Consider the following 17361-nt stretch of genomic DNA (forward strand, 5'->3'; position numbering starts at 1 on the left):
CTTTAAGTCTTTGTTTTTACGCATGTCGTTATCGCAAAACCGCTGCACACTTTTGCGCGACATGCCTCAATTTGCGACATCCGCCGTCCATGCCGGCGAATCTGTCCCGGATCGATACGGCCGCGGGCGGGACGACGACTTGCGTTAACGCAGCCAGATGATGCTGCTTGCAAGTTTTCCAAATGAATTCAGTCTCTGTCGTCAGTGCATGGCCCCGGGAATCGGAATCGAATTCGGGGTCATGAACCAAATCAAGTGATAGAGCGTCCTTAGCGCTAGCGGGAACAAACAAACCAAGGGTATCAGCCATGGCGCCAGCCTTTTCATCTCAGTCCGAAGACGTCGACGTTCTCGCCGGCGCCATCTACACTTGGTGCGCCGAGCGCAACATCAAGCTTCGCAGCCAGCAGGGCCTTTCCATCGCCAACATCGCGATCGATCTCTATCATGCCGGCCACCAGACGCAGGACGATCTGCTGATGGCGCTGCACGAATGCGAGATTCACTGAAGCGCGCCATCGAACCTCAATCAGGCGGGCCGCTTCCGGTCTTTGCCCTGGTGCACGTCATCCCCCCAATATTGCTGCACACCCGCATGTGTCCGGAAATCGTCCAGACCTTGAATAGGTCGTGCTTTCCGTGGGAGCCGTGATTGCTGCGGTGGAATCAGGCGGCGGTTTCGGCCGCTTCGCCCGTCATGAGGGTGACGATGGTCTTGACCGCTTCCTTGCCTGCCGGTGAGTTCAGCTTGTCGTAGCTCAGCGCAAGCGCATAGGCGTCGGGGCTGAGTTCGACACGGCTGCCGAATGGCGACATGCCGGCACCCTCGAAGAGCGCAGAGATCTCGACCTCGAGAAAAACCGCGATCTGGTGCAGCTTGCTGGCGGAAACGCGGTTCGTCCCCTTTTCGTATTTCTGGATCTGCTGGAAAGTCAGTCCGAGTGCTTCTCCAAGCTCGAGCTGGGAAACACGGCGAAGGGCGCGAAACTGTCTGACGTTGCGACCGACGATAATATCAACCGGATCTGGCACTTCATCACTCTCTTATACATAAACGTTCCGTTTACCATATCGTCTGCATCGGATAACTCAACCCTACAGTTGCAAAATTCAACCAACTTTTTTTGGGCTTTACGTTACGTCAGTAGCGTTAGAGGATGGCGGCAAACCCTGAATATCCGAAGCTGGAAGACATTGGCAATGACTGTCGACGGTATCGGTTTGGCGATGTCAGGGCATCTGCGATGGTTGTATTTTTAACCGAATTTCGAAAGTGTCATGGCTGCCGTTACACTTGGACGATGTCGGACATCAGGACTTCGGTCACGGGATCATCTGGAATATAGGTCCAGCGTGGCGCCAGCCGCCGCGTCCTGACGTCCGGCAGCATCAGCGGTACACGATCCACGGCCAAAAAGCTCCCAGCCTTGCCATCAGCGCCGCTTCGGCTTAGCTGTCACGCTTTATGATTCCGGACATTCGATGCCGCACAAGGTTTCTCTTTCCCGTCTGAAGCTGACAGACTTCCGCAACTATGTGGCGGCGGCCCTTACTCTTGATGGTCGGCATGCCGTGCTGACGGGAGACAATGGCGCCGGCAAGACCAATCTCATGGAGGCCGTCTCGCTGCTTTCGCCTGGCCGCGGTCTGCGTCGCGCAGCTTATGGCGATATCACCCGGGTCGGCGCGGCGGGCGGCTTTTCGATCTTCGCCGCGCTCGACGGCATGGAGGGCGACGTCGAGATCGGCACCGGTATCGAAACGGGCGAGGAGACCATCGCCCGCAGGCTGCGCATCAATGGCACGACGGCAAAGACTGCCGACGAACTGACCGACCATCTGCGCCTTCTCTGGCTGACACCGGCGATGGATGGTCTCTTTACCGGCGCCTCTTCCGACCGCCGCCGCTTTCTCGACCGGCTGGTGCTGTCGCTCGATCCCGCCCATGGCCGCCGCGCCAGCGATTTCGAGCGCGCCATGCGCAGCCGCAACAAATTGCTAGATGAAGGGCGTTTCGATCCCTCCTGGCTTGCCGGCATCGAGGAGCAGATGGCAAGCCTCGGCATCGCCATGGCGCTCGCCCGGCAGGAGATGCTCGGGCTGCTGACCCGGCTGATCGAGGAAAGCCGCGAAAGCTCGCCCTTCCCTTCGGCGTCGCTGCAGCTCTCGGGCTTCCTGGACGGTCAGTTCTCGCGCCCCTCGGTCGACCTTGAGGACGACTACGCGGCGATGCTGGCGGAGAGCCGCTACCGCGATGCCGGCGCAGGGCGCACGCTTGAGGGACCGCACCGGGCCGATCTGATCGTGCATCACCGCGAAAAGGCGATGGAGGCGGAGCGTTGCTCCACCGGCGAGCAGAAAGCGCTGCTTGTCGGCCTGGTGCTTGCGCATGCGCGGCTCGTCGGCAATCTCACCGGCCATGCGCCGATCCTGCTGCTCGACGAGATTGCGGCACATCTCGACGAGGGTCGCCGCGCCGCGCTGTTCGACCTTATCGACGGGCTCGGCGGCCAGGCCTTCATGACCGGAACGGATCGCGCGATGTTTTCAGCACTCGGCGACAGGGCACAGTTTTTCACGGTGGCCGACGGAAGGGTGTTCGAATGACGGAGGCGGCTTTTCCCGGCGTCGGGCGTCATGATAACATCGGCGCCATGGAACCGCTCAGCCCGGAAGAAATCGCGCGCTATCACCGCCACATCCTGCTGCCCGAGATCGGCGGCGCCGGCCAGCAGAAACTGAAAGCCGCCCGCGTGCTGGTGATCGGCGCCGGTGGCCTCGGTGCGCCGGTCCTGCAATATCTGGCCGCAGCCGGCATCGGCACGCTCGGGATCGTCGACGACGACCGGGTGTCGCTGTCGAACCTGCAGCGCCAGGTGATCCATGATTCCGGCACGATCGGCGAACTGAAGACGGAGAGTGCCGCCTTCGCCATCGCCAGGCTCAATCCGCATGTCCGACTGATACGCTTCGAGGAACGCTTCTCCCCGGAGGCCGCCCGCCGTCAGCTCTCGGGCTTCGATCTGCTGATCGATGGCTCCGACAATTTCGACACCCGTTATGCCGCCGCCGATGCGGCTGATGAAGCGCGCATTCCGCTCGTCACCGGCGCCGTCGGGCGGTTCGACGGCTCACTGACGGTTCTCAAGCCCTATGAAACGGCTGAGGACGGAACGCCCAACCCTAGATATCGTGACCTGTTTCCGGAAGCGCCGCCGGCCGGATTGATTCCCGCGTGCGCCGAGGCCGGCATCATCGGCGCGCTGACCGGCGTCATCGGCACGATGATGGCGATGGAGGCGATCAAGCTCGTCACCGGCACCGGTGAACCGCTGGTTGGACGGTTGCTGCTCTACGACGCACTCTCGGCCCGGTTCGACACCATCCGCTACAAACGACGCCGTACCACGCAGAGACAGGCGGGATGAGGATTGTTCCGCTTGATCAGGCTTTTACGCGCTGGGATGAACTGCTGGCGCTCATCCTTTCCGCCTTCGCCTCCATGAATGGCAGGATCGACCCGCCATCGTCGGCGCTCAAGCTGACGACGGCGTCGCTGGCCGAAAAGGCCGGGACCGAGATCGGCCATGTCGCTATCGACGGCGAAAAACTGATCGGTTGTCTCTTCCTGCGGCCGGAAACCGATTGTCTCTATGTCGGCAAGCTCGCCGTTCTGCCGGAAGCGCAGGGCAAGGGCCTCGGCAAGCGGCTGCTGACAATAGCCGAAGAGACGGCGGCAGCGCTCGGCCTTCCCGCTTTGCGGCTGGAAACGCGCATCGAACTCACCGACAACCACGCCGTCTTTGCCGCCTGGGGATTTTCCAGAACCGCCGAAAAGGCGCATCCCGGCTTTGCCAGGACGACATTCGTCGAGATGCGCAAGGTCCTTGCGCCTCCAATCTGCGTCGCCTGATTTACAGATTTCTTCAACGACCCGGCAGCACCCGATTCGGCGGCCTGTGACCGTCGATGAAGGTGCGGATATTGATGATGACCTTGTCGCCCATGTCGATGCGGCCTTCGATCGTCGCCGAACTCATATGCGGTAGCAGCACGACCTTACCCTCATTGGCGAGCTTGATGAGCTTCGGGTTGACGGCGGGCTCGTTTTCGAAGACGTCAAGGCCGGCGCCGGCAATCCGGCCCTCCCTCAGGCATTTGATCAGCGCCGCTTCATCGACCACGTCGCCGCGCGCGGTGTTGACGAGATAGGCCGTCGGCTGCAACAGCGCCAGACGGCGGGCCGAGATCAGGTGGAAGGTCGCCGGCGTCGACGGGCAATTGACCGAAACGATGTCGACGCGGGCAAGCATCTGGTCGAGGCTTTCCCAATAGGTCGCCTCCAGCTCGTCCTCGACGGCCGGATTGACGCGCTTGCGGTTGTGATAGTGGATCGACAGGCCGAAAGCTTTGGCGCGGCGGGCCACCGCCGTGCCGATGCGGCCCATGCCGACGATGCCGATCCGCTTGCCGTGAATGCGCCGGCCGAGCATCCAGGTGGGAGACCAGCCTGCCCATTCACCCGGCTTGTCGGTCAGCACGCGCGCACCTTCGCCGAGCCTTCTCGGAACAGCGAGAATCAGCGCCATGGTCATATCGGCGGTGTCCTCGGTCAGGACGTTCGGCGTGTTGGTGACGGTAATGCCCTTGCGCGCGGCCGCCTCGACGTCGATGTGATCGGTGCCGTTGGAGAAGCTCGCAATCAGCTTCATCTGCGGTCCCGCCTGCTCGATCAGCGCCGCGTCGATACGATCGGTGACGGTCGGCACCAGCACATCGGCGGTCTTGACCGCAGCGATCAGCTCGGGAACGGAGCGCGGCGCGTCGTCGATGTTCAGCTCGGCGTCGAAGAGTTCGCGCATGCGGGTTTCGACGGCATCCGGCAGCTTGCGGGTGATGTAGACCTTCGGTTTTTTCTTCGCTGTCATGGCTGCCTGTGGTGCCTTGTTCAGAGGTCTTTAACCAAGAGGGGTGATAATTTTCCCATTCCGGGCATTTTCTACCAGACCCGCACGCGAAGACAAACAAAACTCGTGGTGCAGCCGGGGAATGTCAGAGCCCGGACCGCGAGCAGGCCGGGCCTGCCCGCGAATTCGAGCAAACGGAAACTTCCATGCGCAGCAAAGTCCTGAAGTCCTGCCTCGCCCTTGCCATCGCTCTGGCTGCATCCATGGGAAGCGTCGAGTTCGCCCATGCGCAGGCGGCCAAGGGGCCAAGCGGACTGCCATTGCCGCGTTTCGTCACGCTGAAATCCAAGCGCGTCAACCTGCGCATCGGTCCGGGAACGGATTACGCCGTGTCGTGGATGTACCTGAAATCCGGCCTGCCGGTGGAGATCATCCAGGAATACGACAACTGGCGCCGCATCCGCGATGCCGACGGCACCGAAGGCTGGGTCAACCAGTCGCTGTTGTCCGGCCAACGCGCGGCGATTGCCGCCCCGTGGATGAAGACCAAGGGCAAAGGCATTTATGTCAATCTGCGCCGCGAGGCGCAGCCCTCCGCCTCGATCGTCGCCAAGCTGGAACCCGGCGTGATGATCACCATTGGCGAATGCAACGGCGACTGGTGCCGCGCCGAAACCGACGGCGCCTCGGGCTGGGTGGCGCAGTCGGAGATCTGGGGCGCCTATCCCGGCGAAGCCTTCAAATAAGCCCTGCCCGTTTGGCGGCCTCGGAAAGCGAGGTCATCGGGCGCGGGCCGATCTGCTGGATGACGATGCCGGCGGCCAGGCAACCGAGCTTGCCGCAATCCTCGAGAGACCGTCCCTGCGTGTAGCCATAGAGGAAGCCGGAGGCGAACAAATCGCCGGCACCCGTCGTATCCACAACTTCCTTGATTCGGATGGCATCGACGTAAAAACGCTCACGGCCCTTCAGGATGACGGCACCATTCTCGCTCATCGTCACGGCGGCGATCTTGCAATCGGCGGCGATCCTGTTCAGCGCCTCCTCGAAATCATCGGTCTCGTAGAGCGACAGCGCTTCCTGGCGATTGGCGAAGACGATATCGACCTTGCCGGAGCGCATCAGATCGAGGAATTCGCCGCGATAGCGGTCGACGCAGAAGCTGTCGGACAGCGTCATCGACACTTCGCGGCCATTTTCATGGGCGATGCGGGCACAATCGAGGATGGCTTCCTTGGCGCGCGGCGGATCCCAGAGATAACCTTCGAAATAGGTGACCTTGGCGTCGGCCACGACGTCGGTCTCGACATCTTCCGGGCCGAGCTCGACGCAAGCGCCGAGATAGGTGTTCATCGAGCGCTCGCCATCCTCGGTGACGAAGATCATCGAACGTGCCGTCGGCGGGAAGGTGCCCTTGGGTCGGGTCTGGTAGTGAACGCCCTGGGCGCGGATGTCGTGCGCGAAGATGTCACCGAGCTGATCTTGGGCGACATTGCCGAAATAGGCAGCCTTGCCGCCGAGGCTCGCCACGCCCGCCGCCGTGTTGCCGGCGCTGCCGCCGGAAGCTTCGAGCGCCGGTCCCATGCGCGAATACAAGAGTTCGGCACGTTCGGCATCGATGAGGTTCATCGCCGCCTTGGTGATCTTGTTGTCAATGAGGAACTGGTCGTCGCAGCGGGCAATGATATCCACGATTGCGTTGCCGACTGTCAGAACATCGAATCTTGTCATGAAATGGGGGGTCCCGGAATTTGTGATAGCCGGGGTTTGGTCTTAGCGAAATTTCCGCGGTTTGGAAGGATAAATGGTGGATGGCCTATCTATTTCTTCGCAAAAGTGCCGCCTATTCGTCATGTCCCTGTCATTTTCAATATCTAGAAATACTCGCAAGAAGACCGGCATGAGCAGCTTTCAGTTGCAGCCGGGCGCACGAGGGATGATCCCTTCGATCTTACCGGCGCGATGCTGACCACGGATGAACTGGCAGCTTCGTGATCCGGGGTTCCGGCAAGACCGGAGCGGAAAAGCGGGCTATGCCCGCTTTTTTTGTTTTGCCGATGCGGTTGATTGGACGGCGATTGGCTTTTCAATCCAAGCCGTTTGCTGCTACTGCATAATTCCTTAAATCGTAATCGATTTAAGGAATTATGCAGCAATTCAAAGTGCTACAGCGTCCTTTGCGCGTCTGAAAAGACGCGCGGCGCTGTAGTCGTCGAATACTCCCCGCGCAGAGCAGCCTCCCCTATGTCAGCCATCATTTTCGACGTCCTTCCCATCTTCATCCTGATTCTCATCGGCTGGGTGATCGTTCGTAGCGGATTGATGGCGTCGAATGTCGGCGAAGCGCTCAGCGAATTCGTCTTCAAGATCGCCGTGCCGCTTCTGCTTTTCCGCACCATCGCCGAGGCGGATTTTCACGGCGCCTCGCCCTTCCGTCTCTGGATCGTCTATTTTTCCGGCGTCGCCATCACCTGGACGGCCGGCCATATCGCCGCCACACGCCTCTTCGGCCGCGACGAACGGATCGGCGTGCTGGCCGGTGTTTCCTCGGCCTTCGCCAACAATATCTTCATCGGCCTGCCGCTCGTCGAACGCACCGTCGGCGACGAAGGGCTGGTGGCGCTGTCGATCCTGCTTGCCGTGCATCTGCCCGTGATGATGGTCGCCGGCACGGTGCTGATGGAGCATGCCGAGCGCAAGATCGCCGGCAAAAGCGATCGCAGCATGGTGCTCGTGCTTCGCCAGATCGCAGTCAACCTCGTGCGCAACCCGCTGGTGATCGGCCTTGCGGCCGGCATGGCCATGCACCTTTCCGGTCTCACCATGCCGACAACGCTGGCAACGGTCGTCGGGCAGATCGCCGGCATTGCCGGCCCGGCGGCGCTGATCTCGCTCGGCATGGCGCTGGAGAGATACGGCGTTTCCGGCAATCTCGGCATCGCCAGCGTCACCTCGAGCCTGAAGCTGCTGCTGCTGCCCGGCTGCGTGTGGGCGGCGAGCCGTCTCCTCGGTCTCAGCCCCGAATGGACGGCCGCGATCGTGCTGACCTCCTCCGTCCCAACAGGCGTCAACGCCTGGCTGATCGCCAATCGCTTCGGCGTCGGTCACAGCCTTGCCGCCTCGACGATCACCGTGACGACGGCGCTCGGCGCCATCACGGTCTCGCTCTGGGCCTATTTCCTCGGCGCCTGAGCTGATATCCGCACAAAGAAAAGCCCGGCTTGCGGGCCGGGCTTCGATGTCATGCGATTGTCTGCCGCATTACTGCGTCGCGGCGTTCGGATCCGGCAGCGGGCCGGGCGAATCGGCAAGCGTGTGCAGGTAGAGGATGACGTTGGCGCGCTCCTGATCCTTCGCCAGACCGGCGAAGCCCATGGCGGTGCCCGGAACGTCCTTCTTCGGCGCCAGCAGGAACTTGTTGAGATATTCGAAGGTCCACTTCTCGCTGCCACCCTTGGAGAAATCCTTCATGGGAGCGGAATAGGCGAAGCCTGCATGCGAGGCGATCGGGCGATCTACGACACCAAAGAGGTTGGGACCGACCTTGTTCGGTCCCCCTTTGGTGCCGTCATGACAGGCCTGACACTTCTTGAAGACAGTTTCACCGGCCTTGGCATCTGCAGAAGCGAGCAATTGCGCGATCGGAACGGCAACGGCAGGCGCAGCCTCACCGCCAGCAGCGGGCGCCTCTTCGGCAACGATCGCGAAACCTTCCTTTTCCGGTGCTTCGGAATGGAAGATCCCTTCGGACGCGATGGAGACAGACATCAGAACGAAAATCGTTCCAAGCAGCGCCCCGACGGCCGTATTGACGTATGAATTCATCTGCAATGCTCCCCTTGCAGCCGGCAGATCATAAACCGGACCATCTTGAAATCGCGCGGAACCTATGTCTTTTGGCTGTTCGTTGCAACTGTCTAAATGGTCTTGCGCATGAGACTTTTTGACACTTTTCAGCCCGGAATAGAAGGCCCGAACAATGAGTGATTCAAATTTAGACGGCGTGCTCGTATTGATCCCGGCGCGCATGGCCTCCACCCGCCTTCCGGGCAAGCCGCTGGCCGATATTTGCGGTCTGCCGATGATCGTCCAGGTGGCGATGCGCGCCAGGGAGGCCGCCATCGGCCGCGTCGTCGTCGCCGTCGACGACACCCGAGTGTTCGATGCCGTGGCCGCCGCCGGCTTCGAAGTCGTCATGACCCGTGAAGATCATCAATCGGGTTCCGATCGGATCTTTGAGGCGCTGACGAAAGTCGATCCGGACGGAAAGGCGAAGATCATCGTCAACGTCCAGGGCGATCTGCCGACGATCGATCCGGAAACGGTGCGTGCGGCCTTGTGCCCACTCGAGAACGAGGCGGTCGATATCGGAACGCTGACGACCGAAATCGACAATGAGGAGGACAAGACCGCGCCTCACATCGTCAAGATCGTCGGCTCACCGATTTCCGACGCCCGGCTGCACGCGCTCTACTTCACGCGCGCAACCGCCCCTTACGGCAAAGGGCCGCTCTACCATCATATCGGCCTTTATGCCTATCGGCGCACGGCGCTCGAACGATTCGTCTCGCTCGGTCCCTCGACACTCGAAAAGCGCGAATCGCTGGAGCAACTGCGGGCGCTGGAAGCCGGCATGCGCATCGACGCCGAGATCGTTGACACGGTTCCGCTCGGTGTCGATACTCCCGCCGACCTCGAAAAAGCGCGGCGCATCCTCTCCGCAAAGTCGAACTGACGGAACCATCATGAACATCAAGACCAACAGGATCGCCTTCCAGGGCGAATTCGGCGCCAATTCCGACATGGCCAGCCGCGACATGTTTCCGACCATGGAGCCGCTGCCCTGCCAGACCTTCGAGGATGCATTCACGGCGGTCGACAACGGCGATGCCGATATCGGGATGATCCCGATCGAAAACACGATCGCCGGGCGCGTCGCCGATATCCACCATCTGCTGCCGGAGTCGCGGCTGCACATCATCGGCGAATATTTCATGCCGATCCGCTTCCAGCTGATGGTGCTGCCCGGTGTTACCAAGGACGAGATCCGCACGGTGCACAGCCATATCCACGCGCTCGGCCAGTGCCGCAAGATCGTTCGCGCCAATGGCTGGAAGCCGGTGATCGCCGGCGATACCGCAGGGGCGGCGAAACTCGTGCAGGAAACCGGCGACCGCTCGATGGCCGCCTTGGCGCCCCGCCTTGCCGCCGATCTCTATGGGCTCGAGATTATCGCCGAAAATGTCGAGGATACGGAAAACAATGTGACCCGTTTCGTCATCCTGTCCCGCGACGAGGAATGGGCGCAGCGGAATTCGGCGGAAGAAAAGGTCGTCACCACCTTCGTCTTCAACGTCCGCAACATCCCGGCCGCGCTCTACAAGGCGCTCGGCGGCTTTGCCACCAACAACATCAACATGACAAAGCTGGAAAGCTACCAGCTCGGCGGAAAATTCGTGGCGACGCAGTTTTACGCCGATATCGAAGGCCATCCGAACGATCCGAACGTACGCCGGGCGTTGGAGGAACTGCGGTTCTTTTCTGAGAAAGTGCGCATCCTCGGCGTCTACAAGGGGCATGCGATGCGAGGCCTGCTTTAGAACAGGAAGAAGTCATCCTGTTCTAAATTAAATAGTTAGAGCATGATGTTGTCCGAAAACCGCTGACACTTTTCGGCATCATGCTCCAAGGCAAGCCCCGCAAGTCGCCTGAATTATTTATCCGGCTCACAGACACGCAACCGATGCCCATCCGGATCGAGCACGACGAAGGTCGGGCCGAAATCCAGTTCGGTTAGTTCCTGGGCGATCGGCAGACCGCGCTGGCGCCAGTCTTCATAATGTCTGGCGACGGCATTTTCTCCTTCGACCATGAAGGCCACTTCGCCGCGGTTGCCGATGGCGGAGGGCTGCGGCTCGACCTTGCTGCGCCGCCAGAGGCCGAGCGTGAAGCCGCCCTCAAGCGGAAAAGCGACGAAATTCGGCGCTTCCACGGCCGGTTCGCGGTTCAGTAGATTCCGGTAGAAGCTGGCGCTTTCACCGGGGTCCTTGACGTAAAGAATGATGAGATTAGGGCTGGTCATTTCGGTTCTCCCGTTGTTTAAGAATGGCGCCGCGAGAGATCTCGTCTGCTGACAAATCATGGCAGCAGACTACCGAGGGCGTTGCGATCGCAACGCCCCGCTCTCGTCGGGCAGAATGTTGATAAGGATGGGCGGCCTAAAGCGGTCGCGCATGTCGTTGTCGCAAAACCGCTGCACACTTTTGCGCGATATGCTTTAGAGCGGAAAACGGTCCTCGCAGCGCGGGTCGCGTCCGTCGATGAAGCCGAGGTCGCGCTTCAGGTAATCCGGTGTAGCTTCAAGATCGAGGCCGGTGCGGTCTCCTCTGCGAAATCGGAAAATGTTCATGACCAGGTGCAGCAGGCCGGACGGCGCTGACTGGCGGACATCGGCAAAAGTCTCGGCCGAAATGACATCGGCAAAGGACTCGGCCGCAAAACGGTCGTTGGTGAAATGAATGGCTGGAGGCGTTACCATGATCAGTACTCCTTCCTGGTGGATTGGCACTGATAATAACCCCATCTGCTGACAGTTTATGGCAGCAGCGTTCAGTTCTCCATCGGCACGTCCTGCGTCTCGCGCCATTCCTTGAGCAGCACCGTGCGGCGGCGCGGATAACGCACCTCGTGCAAGGCCATGTCGATGATGCGATCGGTGCGGAAATGGCGGAAATCCTGGCGCAGTTCGCACCAGGCCATGAGGACCCGCACATGCTCGTAATAGCCTAGCCCGAAAGGCCAGACGCGACGGCGCGAGATACGGCCCTGCTCGTCGCCATAGTGCAGTTCGAGGATACGCTCCAGGCGGATAGCCCTGCGGATGGCCGAGACGTCAGCCTTGTCCTCGTCCCTGCGTTTGGGACCGACGAAAAGTGCTGCCGAATCGATCATCTCGCGCATATCGGCCGGCAGCACGGCGGCAATCTTGGCCAGTGCATCGGCGCCGGCGCCGGCAAGGCGCGGCTCGGCGGCGCGGGCCACCCAGCGCGAGCCGAGGACCAAAGCCTCCAGCTCTTCTTCGGAAAACATCATCGGCGGCAGCATGAAGCCGGGCTTCAGCACATAACCGATGCCGGCTTCGCCTTCGATCATCGCGCCCTGGGCCTGCAGGCTGGCAATATCGCGATAGAGCGTGCGCAGACTGACCCCGGTCTCTTGTGCCAGCACCGTGCCAGTCACCGGCCGCCGGTAACGCCGGAGCGTCTGGAGCAGCGTCAGCAGCCGTTCCGAGCGGGCGACCGGCATGGCGCTACCGCTTCCACTCCACCCAATCGCGCATCAGGCGGTGGGCGATCGCCCCTTTCGGCGGCGAGGCCCTGCCTGTCGCGCTTGGGCGTTCCAGCATCTCGATCGTTTCCTCGCGGGTGAACCAGCGGCAATCCTCCAGCTCGGTCTCGTCGCGGCTGATTTCGGTGGATTTCGCCTCGGCGTAACAGCCGATCATCAGTGAATGCGGCATCGGCCAGGGCTGCGAGGCGTGGTAGCGGATGCGGCCGGTACGGATGCCCGATTCCTCCAGCGTTTCGCGGCGCACGGCGTTCTCGATCGTCTCGCCGGGTTCGAGGAAGCCGGCAAGGCAGGAATACATGCCGGGCGCGAAATGCGGGCTGCGGCCGAGCAGGCAGAGGTCGCGCTGCTCGTCAACCGTCAGCATGATGACGACGGGGTCGGTGCGGGGGAAGATCATGTGCTCGCAGGCGGCGCAGACACGCTTGTAGCCGCCGATGTGGATTTCCATCGCCGAGCCGCAGCGGCCGCAGAAGCGGTTGTCGCCATTCCAGCGGATGAGGCTTGCGGCCTGGGCGAATTCGCCGAGCAACACCTCGTCGATCAGCATTTCGCGAAATAGCGTGCGGCCGTCGGCGGGCTTGTACTGGCTGGTGAGGTCGTCGACGTCGATGCCGACGGGAACGGCAAGGCGCGGCTCGCCGCTCTTGCGGTAGCCGAGAAGTATGGTCTCGTCCCAATTCGGCTGCAATTCCTGCAGCTCGTAGCGGGCAAAGAGCGGATCGAGCACCTGGCCGTCATGCTTCAGCACCAGCTTATCTCCCGCGAAGGCGAAGATATGGGTGCCTTCCTTGGCCAGCGCCTTTTCGACGGACTGCTCGTCGCGATGCTCGGAATCGCGGTTGAGATCGTTAGCGGCAAAGGCCGTGAGATTGCTGGGTTCCGGATGCGGCACATCCGAATCGAAAAGCGAATGACTCATGATGAAAGGGCTTCCCGCAGCTTCGCTATAAATTCGTCTCTCTTTCCGTCCTCGTAGGGCTCAGCGCGCCCGAAGCCCCAGACGGGACCCGGCCAGTTGGCATCGCCTTCGAAGCGGGCAATGATATGAACATGAAGCTGGCGGACGATATTGCCAAGAGCCCCGACATTGATTTTTGTCGCTCCGGTGATCTCCTTCAGCGCTTTAGCGACCAGCTCTGTTTCGAAGGCAAGCAGGACCTGGTCGAGCGGTGTCAGCTCGAAGATTTCGGTGATACCAGCCCGGCGCGGCACGAGAATGAGCCAGGGCCAGCGGGCATCCCTCGACAATCTCAGATCGCAGAGGCCGGTGACCATGATGCTGACGCTGTCGTTTTCCAGCCGAGGGTCGAGCGCGAAACCTTTCAAAGGGCATTCCTCCTGTCTTTTCCTACGACTAGCAGTTTTTTTGCATGTTGGCTTGCTTTTGATGACGATATTGCCGATATGTGCATCCGGGAGGTTGGTGGTGGACGAGCCACTCGCCAACCGGGTCAGGTCCGGAAGGAAGCAGCCCTAACGAGCCCGGCACGGGTCATCGTGCCAGCCTCCCACCTTCTCTCCACGAAGTGCCCGACAGTCCGGGCGACAAGCAGGGCGATGAGCGACACCGAGCGACAATCAAAAGATGCCGCCTCGACGGGCACCGGATACCGAGTGCTGGCTCGCAAATACCGCCCCAAGGATTTCACGGACCTGATGGTCGGCCAGGAGCCGATGGTCCGCACCCTCACCAACGCCTTCGAGACCGGTCGCATCGCGCAAGCCTACATGCTGACCGGCGTGCGCGGCGTCGGCAAGACGACGACGGCGCGCATCCTGGCGCGGGCGCTGAACTACAAGACATCAGAAATCGACAAGCCGACGATCGACCTTCGCACGCCCGGCGAGCACTGCCAGGCGATCATGGAAGGCCGGCATGTCGACGTGATCGAGATGGATGCCGCCTCCCATACCGGTATCGACGATATCCGCGAGATCATCGAGCAGGTGCGCTACCGGCCGGTTTCGGCGCGCTACAAGGTCTATATCATCGACGAAGTTCACATGCTGTCGACGCAGGCGTTCAACGGTCTGTTGAAGACGCTGGAAGAGCCGCCGGAGCATGTGAAGTTCATCTTCGCCACCACCGAAATCCGCAAGGTGCCGATCACCGTGCTGTCGCGCTGCCAGCGCTTCGACCTGCGCCGCATCAGTGCCTCCGATCTCGTCGGGCTGTTCACGACGATCGCTGCCAAGGAAGGCATCGAGGCGGAAGCCGACGCGCTGGCGATGATCGCGCGTGCTGCCGAAGGCTCGGCGCGCGACGGCCTGTCGCTGCTCGACCAGGCGATCGCCCATGGCGCAGGCGTCGTGCAGGCGGAAGCCGTGCGCGGCATGCTCGGCCTTGCCGACCGCGCCCGGATCGTCGATCTCTTCCAGCACATCGTCAAAGGCGATGTGGCCGCAGCACTCGGCGAGTTCCAGAACCAATACGAAGCCGGCGCCAATCCGGTGGTAGTGCTGACCGATCTTGCCGATTTCACCCATCTGGTGACGCGGCTGAAATATGTGCCGGATGCGGCAAACGATCCTTCGCTCAGCGAGGTCGAGCGCACCAAGGCGGCGGAATTTGCGAAGGGCGTTGCGGTGACGACGCTGTCGCGCATCTGGCAGATGCTGCTCAAGGGCATTCCGGAAACGGAAGGCTCGTCGCGGACGGCAGGGGCAGCCGAGATGGTGCTGATCCGGCTTGCGCATGCCGCACATTTGCCGGCGCCCGAGGATGCGGCGCGGCGGCTTGCCGAATTTTCCGGCGACAATGCCGGGACACGGCCCTCCTCTCCGCCGTCCGGCAATGGCGGCGGCAACGGAACACGGGTTCCCTATCAAAGCAGTGTCGCAGCGCGTGCCGCGGAAACCGCGCCGAGCCAGCCGCCGTCTTCCGCGCCGGTGGCGATGCTGCGTGCCGTGCCGAGCAGCCAGCCGGAGACAATGGCTGTCGGGCGGATCGAGCCAAAACCGGCGGAAGCCCTGAAGCCGCTCGTCCCGGTCAATTCGGTCACTGATATCGTCAACCTCGCCACCGAGAAACGCGATCCGAAGCTGAAGGCGATGGTGCGCACCTTCCTGCGCCCCGTCCGGATCGAAGCTGGCCGGCTCGACGTCAGCCTGGCTCCCGGTGCGCCGACGACGCTGCTCAACGAGCTTGCCGTCAAGCTGAAGGAATGGACCGGCATCCACTGGATCGTCAGCCTCAGCCGCGACGAGGGCCTGCCGACGCTTGTCGAAGCGGAGGCCAGGACCCGGGAACAGCATGTGATCGACGCGCGCCAGGACCCTGACGTGGCGGCAATCCTTGCGCATTTTCCGGGTGCCAAGATCATCGACGTGCGCGTCCGGGCGCCCGAACCGGAGGAGGAAGGCGAGGCGACGCCGCCCGCCGCCGCCGAATCCGAGGAAGGTGACATCCTGCCCGGCGACGACATAGAATTCTAAAGTTTCAACAAGGAGCGAGACGATGCGCGACATCATGGGCATGATGGGCAAAGTCAAGGAAATGCAGGCCAAGATGGAGCAGATGCAGGCGGAGATCGCCGAGCTCACGGCCGAAGGCAAGGCGGGCGGCGGTCTCGTCGCCGTCGTCATATCAGGCAAGGGCGAGCTGAAGAGCCTGAAGATCGATCCGTCGCTGTTCAAGGAAGACGATGTCGAGATCCTCGAGGACCTGATCGTCGCCGCCCACAAGGACGCCAAGGACAAGGCCGAGGCACTCGCCGCCGAAAAGACCAAGGCGCTGACGGCAGGCCTGCCGATCCCGCCAGGCTTCAAGCTGCCGTTCTGAGGCGGCCCACATATCAAGGTGTGTGATCTAGTGCGCTTCGTCGGCTTGGGATTCCAGCATGGCCCGAAGCTTGTAGTGAATTGGGGCCGCTAGATATCGCGCCCGGTGTGCGCCCTGAAGCCTTCGGCCGAAGGTCTCCATTAGCTCGGGCATCGTAATCTTGTCTCCCGAAAAAGACGTGTATTCCATCGGCATCCCGGGCTCGACCACGCCGCCCCGGATGACGCGGCAATAGATGCCCGGACGGGCGGCGGCGGTGTAGCGTTTGACGAATTTCGGATCGGCCATCCTGGCGGCGAAGGTGGCGCAGGGCATACGGCATGCCGTGACCTCGAGGATGAGATCGCCGGCGGCGAAGCGGTCACCGACGGCGACGTCGCGATTGTCCAGATCCGATATCACCATGTTCTCGCCGAAAGTACCGGCCTCGTAGGGTCGGCCTAGTTGCTGCGCCCACCAGTCGAGCGTCAGCGATCCCTCGACATAGACCGCCTGGTCGACGCCGCCATGGTGTTTGCGGTTGCAGATCGCATCGCCGACAAGACCTTCGGCGTCGATCATCACCGCGCCGTTGACGGCGTGTTTGAAGATGCCGGTCTTGTAGCTCTTGCCCGGCAGTCTTTCTGGATTGCCGGTGCACAAGGCCAGGATTTTCATGGGATGGGCGATCCTTCAGCGATTCCGTTTTCGTTCCATATCAGTTAAGAACGGCGCATGGCAAAACGAGTCACCGGACCCGAAATCGAAAAACTCATCCAGCTTCTGGCGAAGGTGCCGGGCCTCGGGCCGCGCTCAGCGCGCCGGGCGGCACTGCATCTGATCAAGAAGAAGGACCAGCTGCTCGGCCCGCTGTCGAATGCGATGGGCGAGGCCTATGACAAGGTGAAGATCTGCTCGCGCTGCGGCAATGTCGATACGGTCGATCCCTGCATTGTCTGCACCGACACGCAACGCGATCAATCCGTCATCATCGTCGTCGAGGACGTATCGGATCTCTGGGCGCTGGAACGGGCAGGCGCGATGAACGCCGCCTATCACGTGCTCGGCGGCACGCTGTCGCCGCTCGACGGGGTCGGTCCTGACGATCTCAACATTCGCGGCCTGATCGACCGGGTCGGCGAAGGCGGCATCCGGGAACTGATCATCGCGGTCAATGCCACCGTCGAGGGACAGACGACGGCGCATTACATCACCGACCAGCTGCAGGGGCTCGACGTGAAGATCACGCGGCTGGCGCATGGCGTGCCCGTCGGCGGCGAGCTCGACTATCTCGACGAGGGCACGCTTGCGGCCGCGCTTCGAGCGCGGACGGCGATATGAGAG

21 protein-coding genes and 1 other RNA gene are annotated in these 17361 nt (G+C 61.7%); 12 read left to right on the forward strand and 10 right to left on the reverse strand.

The annotated features are described in order from the left end of the window. Positions 1-308: 308 nt before the first annotated feature. On the forward strand, positions 309-509 hold the full coding sequence (locus tag A6U98_RS24505; RefSeq protein ID WP_018244284.1) for a hypothetical protein: 201 nt from the start codon (positions 309-311) through the stop codon (positions 507-509). A 157-nt stretch (positions 510-666) separates the two neighbouring features. On the opposite strand, the gene A6U98_RS24510 is transcribed toward A6U98_RS24505, so the two are convergent. Beyond that, positions 667-1032 (reverse strand): helix-turn-helix transcriptional regulator, encoded by a 366-nt coding sequence (locus A6U98_RS24510; protein WP_064653526.1) that lies wholly within the window; start codon positions 1030-1032, stop codon positions 667-669. A 450-nt stretch (positions 1033-1482) separates the two neighbouring features. Between A6U98_RS24510 and recF the strand changes: the two genes are divergently transcribed. Genes recF through A6U98_RS24525 form a run of 3 tightly spaced genes read left to right on the forward strand, consistent with a single transcriptional unit; the run spans position 1483 to position 3913 of the window. Beyond that, complete coding sequence (gene recF, locus A6U98_RS24515; RefSeq protein ID WP_064653528.1) at positions 1483-2607, forward strand: DNA replication/repair protein RecF; 1125 nt, start codon at positions 1483-1485, stop codon at positions 2605-2607. Continuing rightward, positions 2604-3428 (forward strand): molybdopterin-synthase adenylyltransferase MoeB, encoded by an 825-nt coding sequence (locus A6U98_RS24520; protein WP_064653530.1) that lies wholly within the window; start codon positions 2604-2606, stop codon positions 3426-3428. Before recF ends, A6U98_RS24520 begins: the two co-directional genes overlap by 4 nt. Then, entirely contained in the window at positions 3425-3913 is a 489-nt protein-coding gene (locus A6U98_RS24525) for a GNAT family N-acetyltransferase (RefSeq protein ID WP_064653532.1), read from the forward strand. Before A6U98_RS24520 ends, A6U98_RS24525 begins: the two co-directional genes overlap by 4 nt. A 13-nt stretch (positions 3914-3926) precedes the next feature. Here the strand turns inward: A6U98_RS24525 and A6U98_RS24530 are convergent, their stop codons facing one another. Further along, a complete protein-coding gene (locus tag A6U98_RS24530) occupies positions 3927-4928 on the reverse strand; it encodes a D-glycerate dehydrogenase (RefSeq protein ID WP_064653534.1) in 1002 nt (333 codons plus the stop codon). Positions 4929-5113: 185 nt separating this feature from the next. Here A6U98_RS24530 and A6U98_RS24535 point away from each other — a divergent pair, with 185 nt between their 5' ends. After that, the gene (locus tag A6U98_RS24535; protein WP_025396646.1) at positions 5114-5653 is read left to right on the forward strand and encodes an SH3 domain-containing protein; all 540 of its coding nucleotides are present in this window, start codon (positions 5114-5116) and stop codon (positions 5651-5653) included. On the opposite strand, the gene A6U98_RS24540 is transcribed toward A6U98_RS24535, so the two are convergent. After that, entirely contained in the window at positions 5646-6638 is a 993-nt protein-coding gene (locus A6U98_RS24540) for an adenosine kinase (RefSeq protein WP_064653536.1), read from the reverse strand. The genes A6U98_RS24535 and A6U98_RS24540 overlap by 8 nt on opposite strands. A 513-nt stretch (positions 6639-7151) precedes the next feature. Between A6U98_RS24540 and A6U98_RS24545 the strand changes: the two genes are divergently transcribed. Next, entirely contained in the window at positions 7152-8099 is a 948-nt protein-coding gene (locus A6U98_RS24545) for an AEC family transporter (protein ID WP_064653537.1), read from the forward strand. 69 nt (positions 8100-8168) lie between these two features. Here A6U98_RS24545 and A6U98_RS24550 read toward each other — a convergent pair whose 3' ends face one another. Next, positions 8169-8732, reverse strand: coding sequence for a cytochrome c family protein (locus tag A6U98_RS24550; protein WP_062941086.1), 564 nt, complete (start codon positions 8730-8732; stop codon positions 8169-8171). Between the two features lie 154 nt (positions 8733-8886). Here A6U98_RS24550 and A6U98_RS24555 point away from each other — a divergent pair, with 154 nt between their 5' ends. Both A6U98_RS24555 and A6U98_RS24560 read left to right on the forward strand, forming a co-directional pair. Beyond that, entirely contained in the window at positions 8887-9642 is a 756-nt protein-coding gene (locus A6U98_RS24555) for a 3-deoxy-manno-octulosonate cytidylyltransferase (RefSeq protein WP_064653539.1), read from the forward strand. 10 nt (positions 9643-9652) lie between these two features. Next, positions 9653-10507, forward strand: a complete 855-nt coding sequence (locus A6U98_RS24560; RefSeq protein WP_064653541.1) for a prephenate dehydratase — start codon at positions 9653-9655, stop codon at positions 10505-10507. Between the two features lie 113 nt (positions 10508-10620). Here the strand turns inward: A6U98_RS24560 and A6U98_RS24565 are convergent, their stop codons facing one another. From A6U98_RS24565 to A6U98_RS24585, 5 genes are all read right to left on the reverse strand, one after another. Further along, the gene (locus A6U98_RS24565) at positions 10621-10989 is read right to left on the reverse strand and encodes a VOC family protein (RefSeq protein WP_003555800.1); all 369 of its coding nucleotides are present in this window, start codon (positions 10987-10989) and stop codon (positions 10621-10623) included. Positions 10990-11184: 195 nt separating this feature from the next. Beyond that, positions 11185-11445, reverse strand: coding sequence for a hypothetical protein (locus A6U98_RS24570; RefSeq protein WP_064653543.1), 261 nt, complete (start codon positions 11443-11445; stop codon positions 11185-11187). A gap of 71 nt (positions 11446-11516) precedes the next feature. Next, a complete protein-coding gene (locus A6U98_RS24575; RefSeq protein ID WP_011649958.1) occupies positions 11517-12212 on the reverse strand; it encodes a YafY family protein in 696 nt (231 codons plus the stop codon). 4 nt (positions 12213-12216) lie between these two features. Continuing rightward, a complete protein-coding gene (gene nudC / locus A6U98_RS24580; RefSeq protein ID WP_064653544.1) occupies positions 12217-13176 on the reverse strand; it encodes an NAD(+) diphosphatase in 960 nt (319 codons plus the stop codon). Continuing rightward, complete coding sequence (locus A6U98_RS24585) at positions 13173-13583, reverse strand: HIT family protein (RefSeq protein WP_026242289.1); 411 nt, start codon at positions 13581-13583, stop codon at positions 13173-13175. Before A6U98_RS24585 ends, nudC begins: the two co-directional genes overlap by 4 nt. 89 nt (positions 13584-13672) lie before the next feature. Between A6U98_RS24585 and ffs the strand changes: the two genes are divergently transcribed. The 3 genes from ffs (at position 13673) to A6U98_RS24600 (ending at position 16038) form a co-directional block, all read left to right on the forward strand. Further along, positions 13673-13769: signal recognition particle sRNA small type (gene ffs, locus A6U98_RS24590), an RNA gene on the forward strand. A gap of 45 nt (positions 13770-13814) precedes the next feature. Next, positions 13815-15692, forward strand: a complete 1878-nt coding sequence (locus tag A6U98_RS24595; RefSeq protein WP_064653546.1) for a DNA polymerase III subunit gamma/tau — start codon at positions 13815-13817, stop codon at positions 15690-15692. A 22-nt stretch (positions 15693-15714) separates the two neighbouring features. Beyond that, positions 15715-16038 carry a YbaB/EbfC family nucleoid-associated protein gene (locus A6U98_RS24600; RefSeq protein WP_003555794.1) on the forward strand — a complete coding sequence of 108 codons (324 nt, stop codon included), beginning with the start codon at positions 15715-15717 and terminating at the stop codon, positions 16036-16038. A gap of 27 nt (positions 16039-16065) precedes the next feature. Here A6U98_RS24600 and A6U98_RS24605 read toward each other — a convergent pair whose 3' ends face one another. Then, entirely contained in the window at positions 16066-16695 is a 630-nt protein-coding gene (locus A6U98_RS24605; protein WP_064653548.1) for an MOSC domain-containing protein, read from the reverse strand. Between the two features lie 57 nt (positions 16696-16752). On the opposite strand from A6U98_RS24605, the gene recR reads away from it, so the two are divergent. Beyond that, on the forward strand, positions 16753-17358 hold the full coding sequence (recR, locus tag A6U98_RS24610) for a recombination mediator RecR (RefSeq protein ID WP_064653550.1): 606 nt from the start codon (positions 16753-16755) through the stop codon (positions 17356-17358). The last annotated feature ends 3 nt before the right edge of the window (positions 17359-17361 follow it).

The organism is Rhizobium sp. WYCCWR10014 (assembly GCF_001657485.1).
In the GTDB taxonomy this organism is placed as follows: Bacteria; Pseudomonadota; Alphaproteobacteria; order Rhizobiales; family Rhizobiaceae; genus Rhizobium.

Excerpts from the sequence above, each read along its gene's own strand:
- A6U98_RS24505 (WP_018244284.1), top strand. The coding sequence starts at position 309 with ATGGCGCCAGCCTTTTCATCTCAGTCCGAAGACGTCGACGTTCTCGCC.
- recF (WP_064653528.1), top strand. The coding sequence starts at position 1,483 with ATGCCGCACAAGGTTTCTCTTTCCCGTCTGAAGCTGACAGACTTCCGC.
- A6U98_RS24520 (WP_064653530.1), top strand. The coding sequence starts at position 2,604 with ATGACGGAGGCGGCTTTTCCCGGCGTCGGGCGTCATGATAACATCGGC.
- A6U98_RS24525 (WP_064653532.1), top strand. The coding sequence starts at position 3,425 with ATGAGGATTGTTCCGCTTGATCAGGCTTTTACGCGCTGGGATGAACTG.
- A6U98_RS24530 (WP_064653534.1), bottom strand. The coding sequence starts at position 4,928 with ATGACAGCGAAGAAAAAACCGAAGGTCTACATCACCCGCAAGCTGCCG.
- A6U98_RS24535 (WP_025396646.1), top strand. The coding sequence starts at position 5,114 with ATGCGCAGCAAAGTCCTGAAGTCCTGCCTCGCCCTTGCCATCGCTCTG.
- A6U98_RS24540 (WP_064653536.1), bottom strand. The coding sequence starts at position 6,638 with ATGACAAGATTCGATGTTCTGACAGTCGGCAACGCAATCGTGGATATC.
- A6U98_RS24545 (WP_064653537.1), top strand. The coding sequence starts at position 7,152 with ATGTCAGCCATCATTTTCGACGTCCTTCCCATCTTCATCCTGATTCTC.
- A6U98_RS24550 (WP_062941086.1), bottom strand. The coding sequence starts at position 8,732 with ATGAATTCATACGTCAATACGGCCGTCGGGGCGCTGCTTGGAACGATT.
- A6U98_RS24555 (WP_064653539.1), top strand. The coding sequence starts at position 8,887 with ATGAGTGATTCAAATTTAGACGGCGTGCTCGTATTGATCCCGGCGCGC.
- A6U98_RS24560 (WP_064653541.1), top strand. The coding sequence starts at position 9,653 with ATGAACATCAAGACCAACAGGATCGCCTTCCAGGGCGAATTCGGCGCC.
- A6U98_RS24565 (WP_003555800.1), bottom strand. The coding sequence starts at position 10,989 with ATGACCAGCCCTAATCTCATCATTCTTTACGTCAAGGACCCCGGTGAA.
- A6U98_RS24570 (WP_064653543.1), bottom strand. The coding sequence starts at position 11,445 with ATGGTAACGCCTCCAGCCATTCATTTCACCAACGACCGTTTTGCGGCC.
- A6U98_RS24575 (WP_011649958.1), bottom strand. The coding sequence starts at position 12,212 with ATGCCGGTCGCCCGCTCGGAACGGCTGCTGACGCTGCTCCAGACGCTC.
- nudC (WP_064653544.1), bottom strand. The coding sequence starts at position 13,176 with ATGAGTCATTCGCTTTTCGATTCGGATGTGCCGCATCCGGAACCCAGC.
- A6U98_RS24595 (WP_064653546.1), top strand. The coding sequence starts at position 13,815 with ATGAGCGACACCGAGCGACAATCAAAAGATGCCGCCTCGACGGGCACC.
- A6U98_RS24600 (WP_003555794.1), top strand. The coding sequence starts at position 15,715 with ATGCGCGACATCATGGGCATGATGGGCAAAGTCAAGGAAATGCAGGCC.
- A6U98_RS24605 (WP_064653548.1), bottom strand. The coding sequence starts at position 16,695 with ATGAAAATCCTGGCCTTGTGCACCGGCAATCCAGAAAGACTGCCGGGC.
- recR (WP_064653550.1), top strand. The coding sequence starts at position 16,753 with ATGGCAAAACGAGTCACCGGACCCGAAATCGAAAAACTCATCCAGCTT.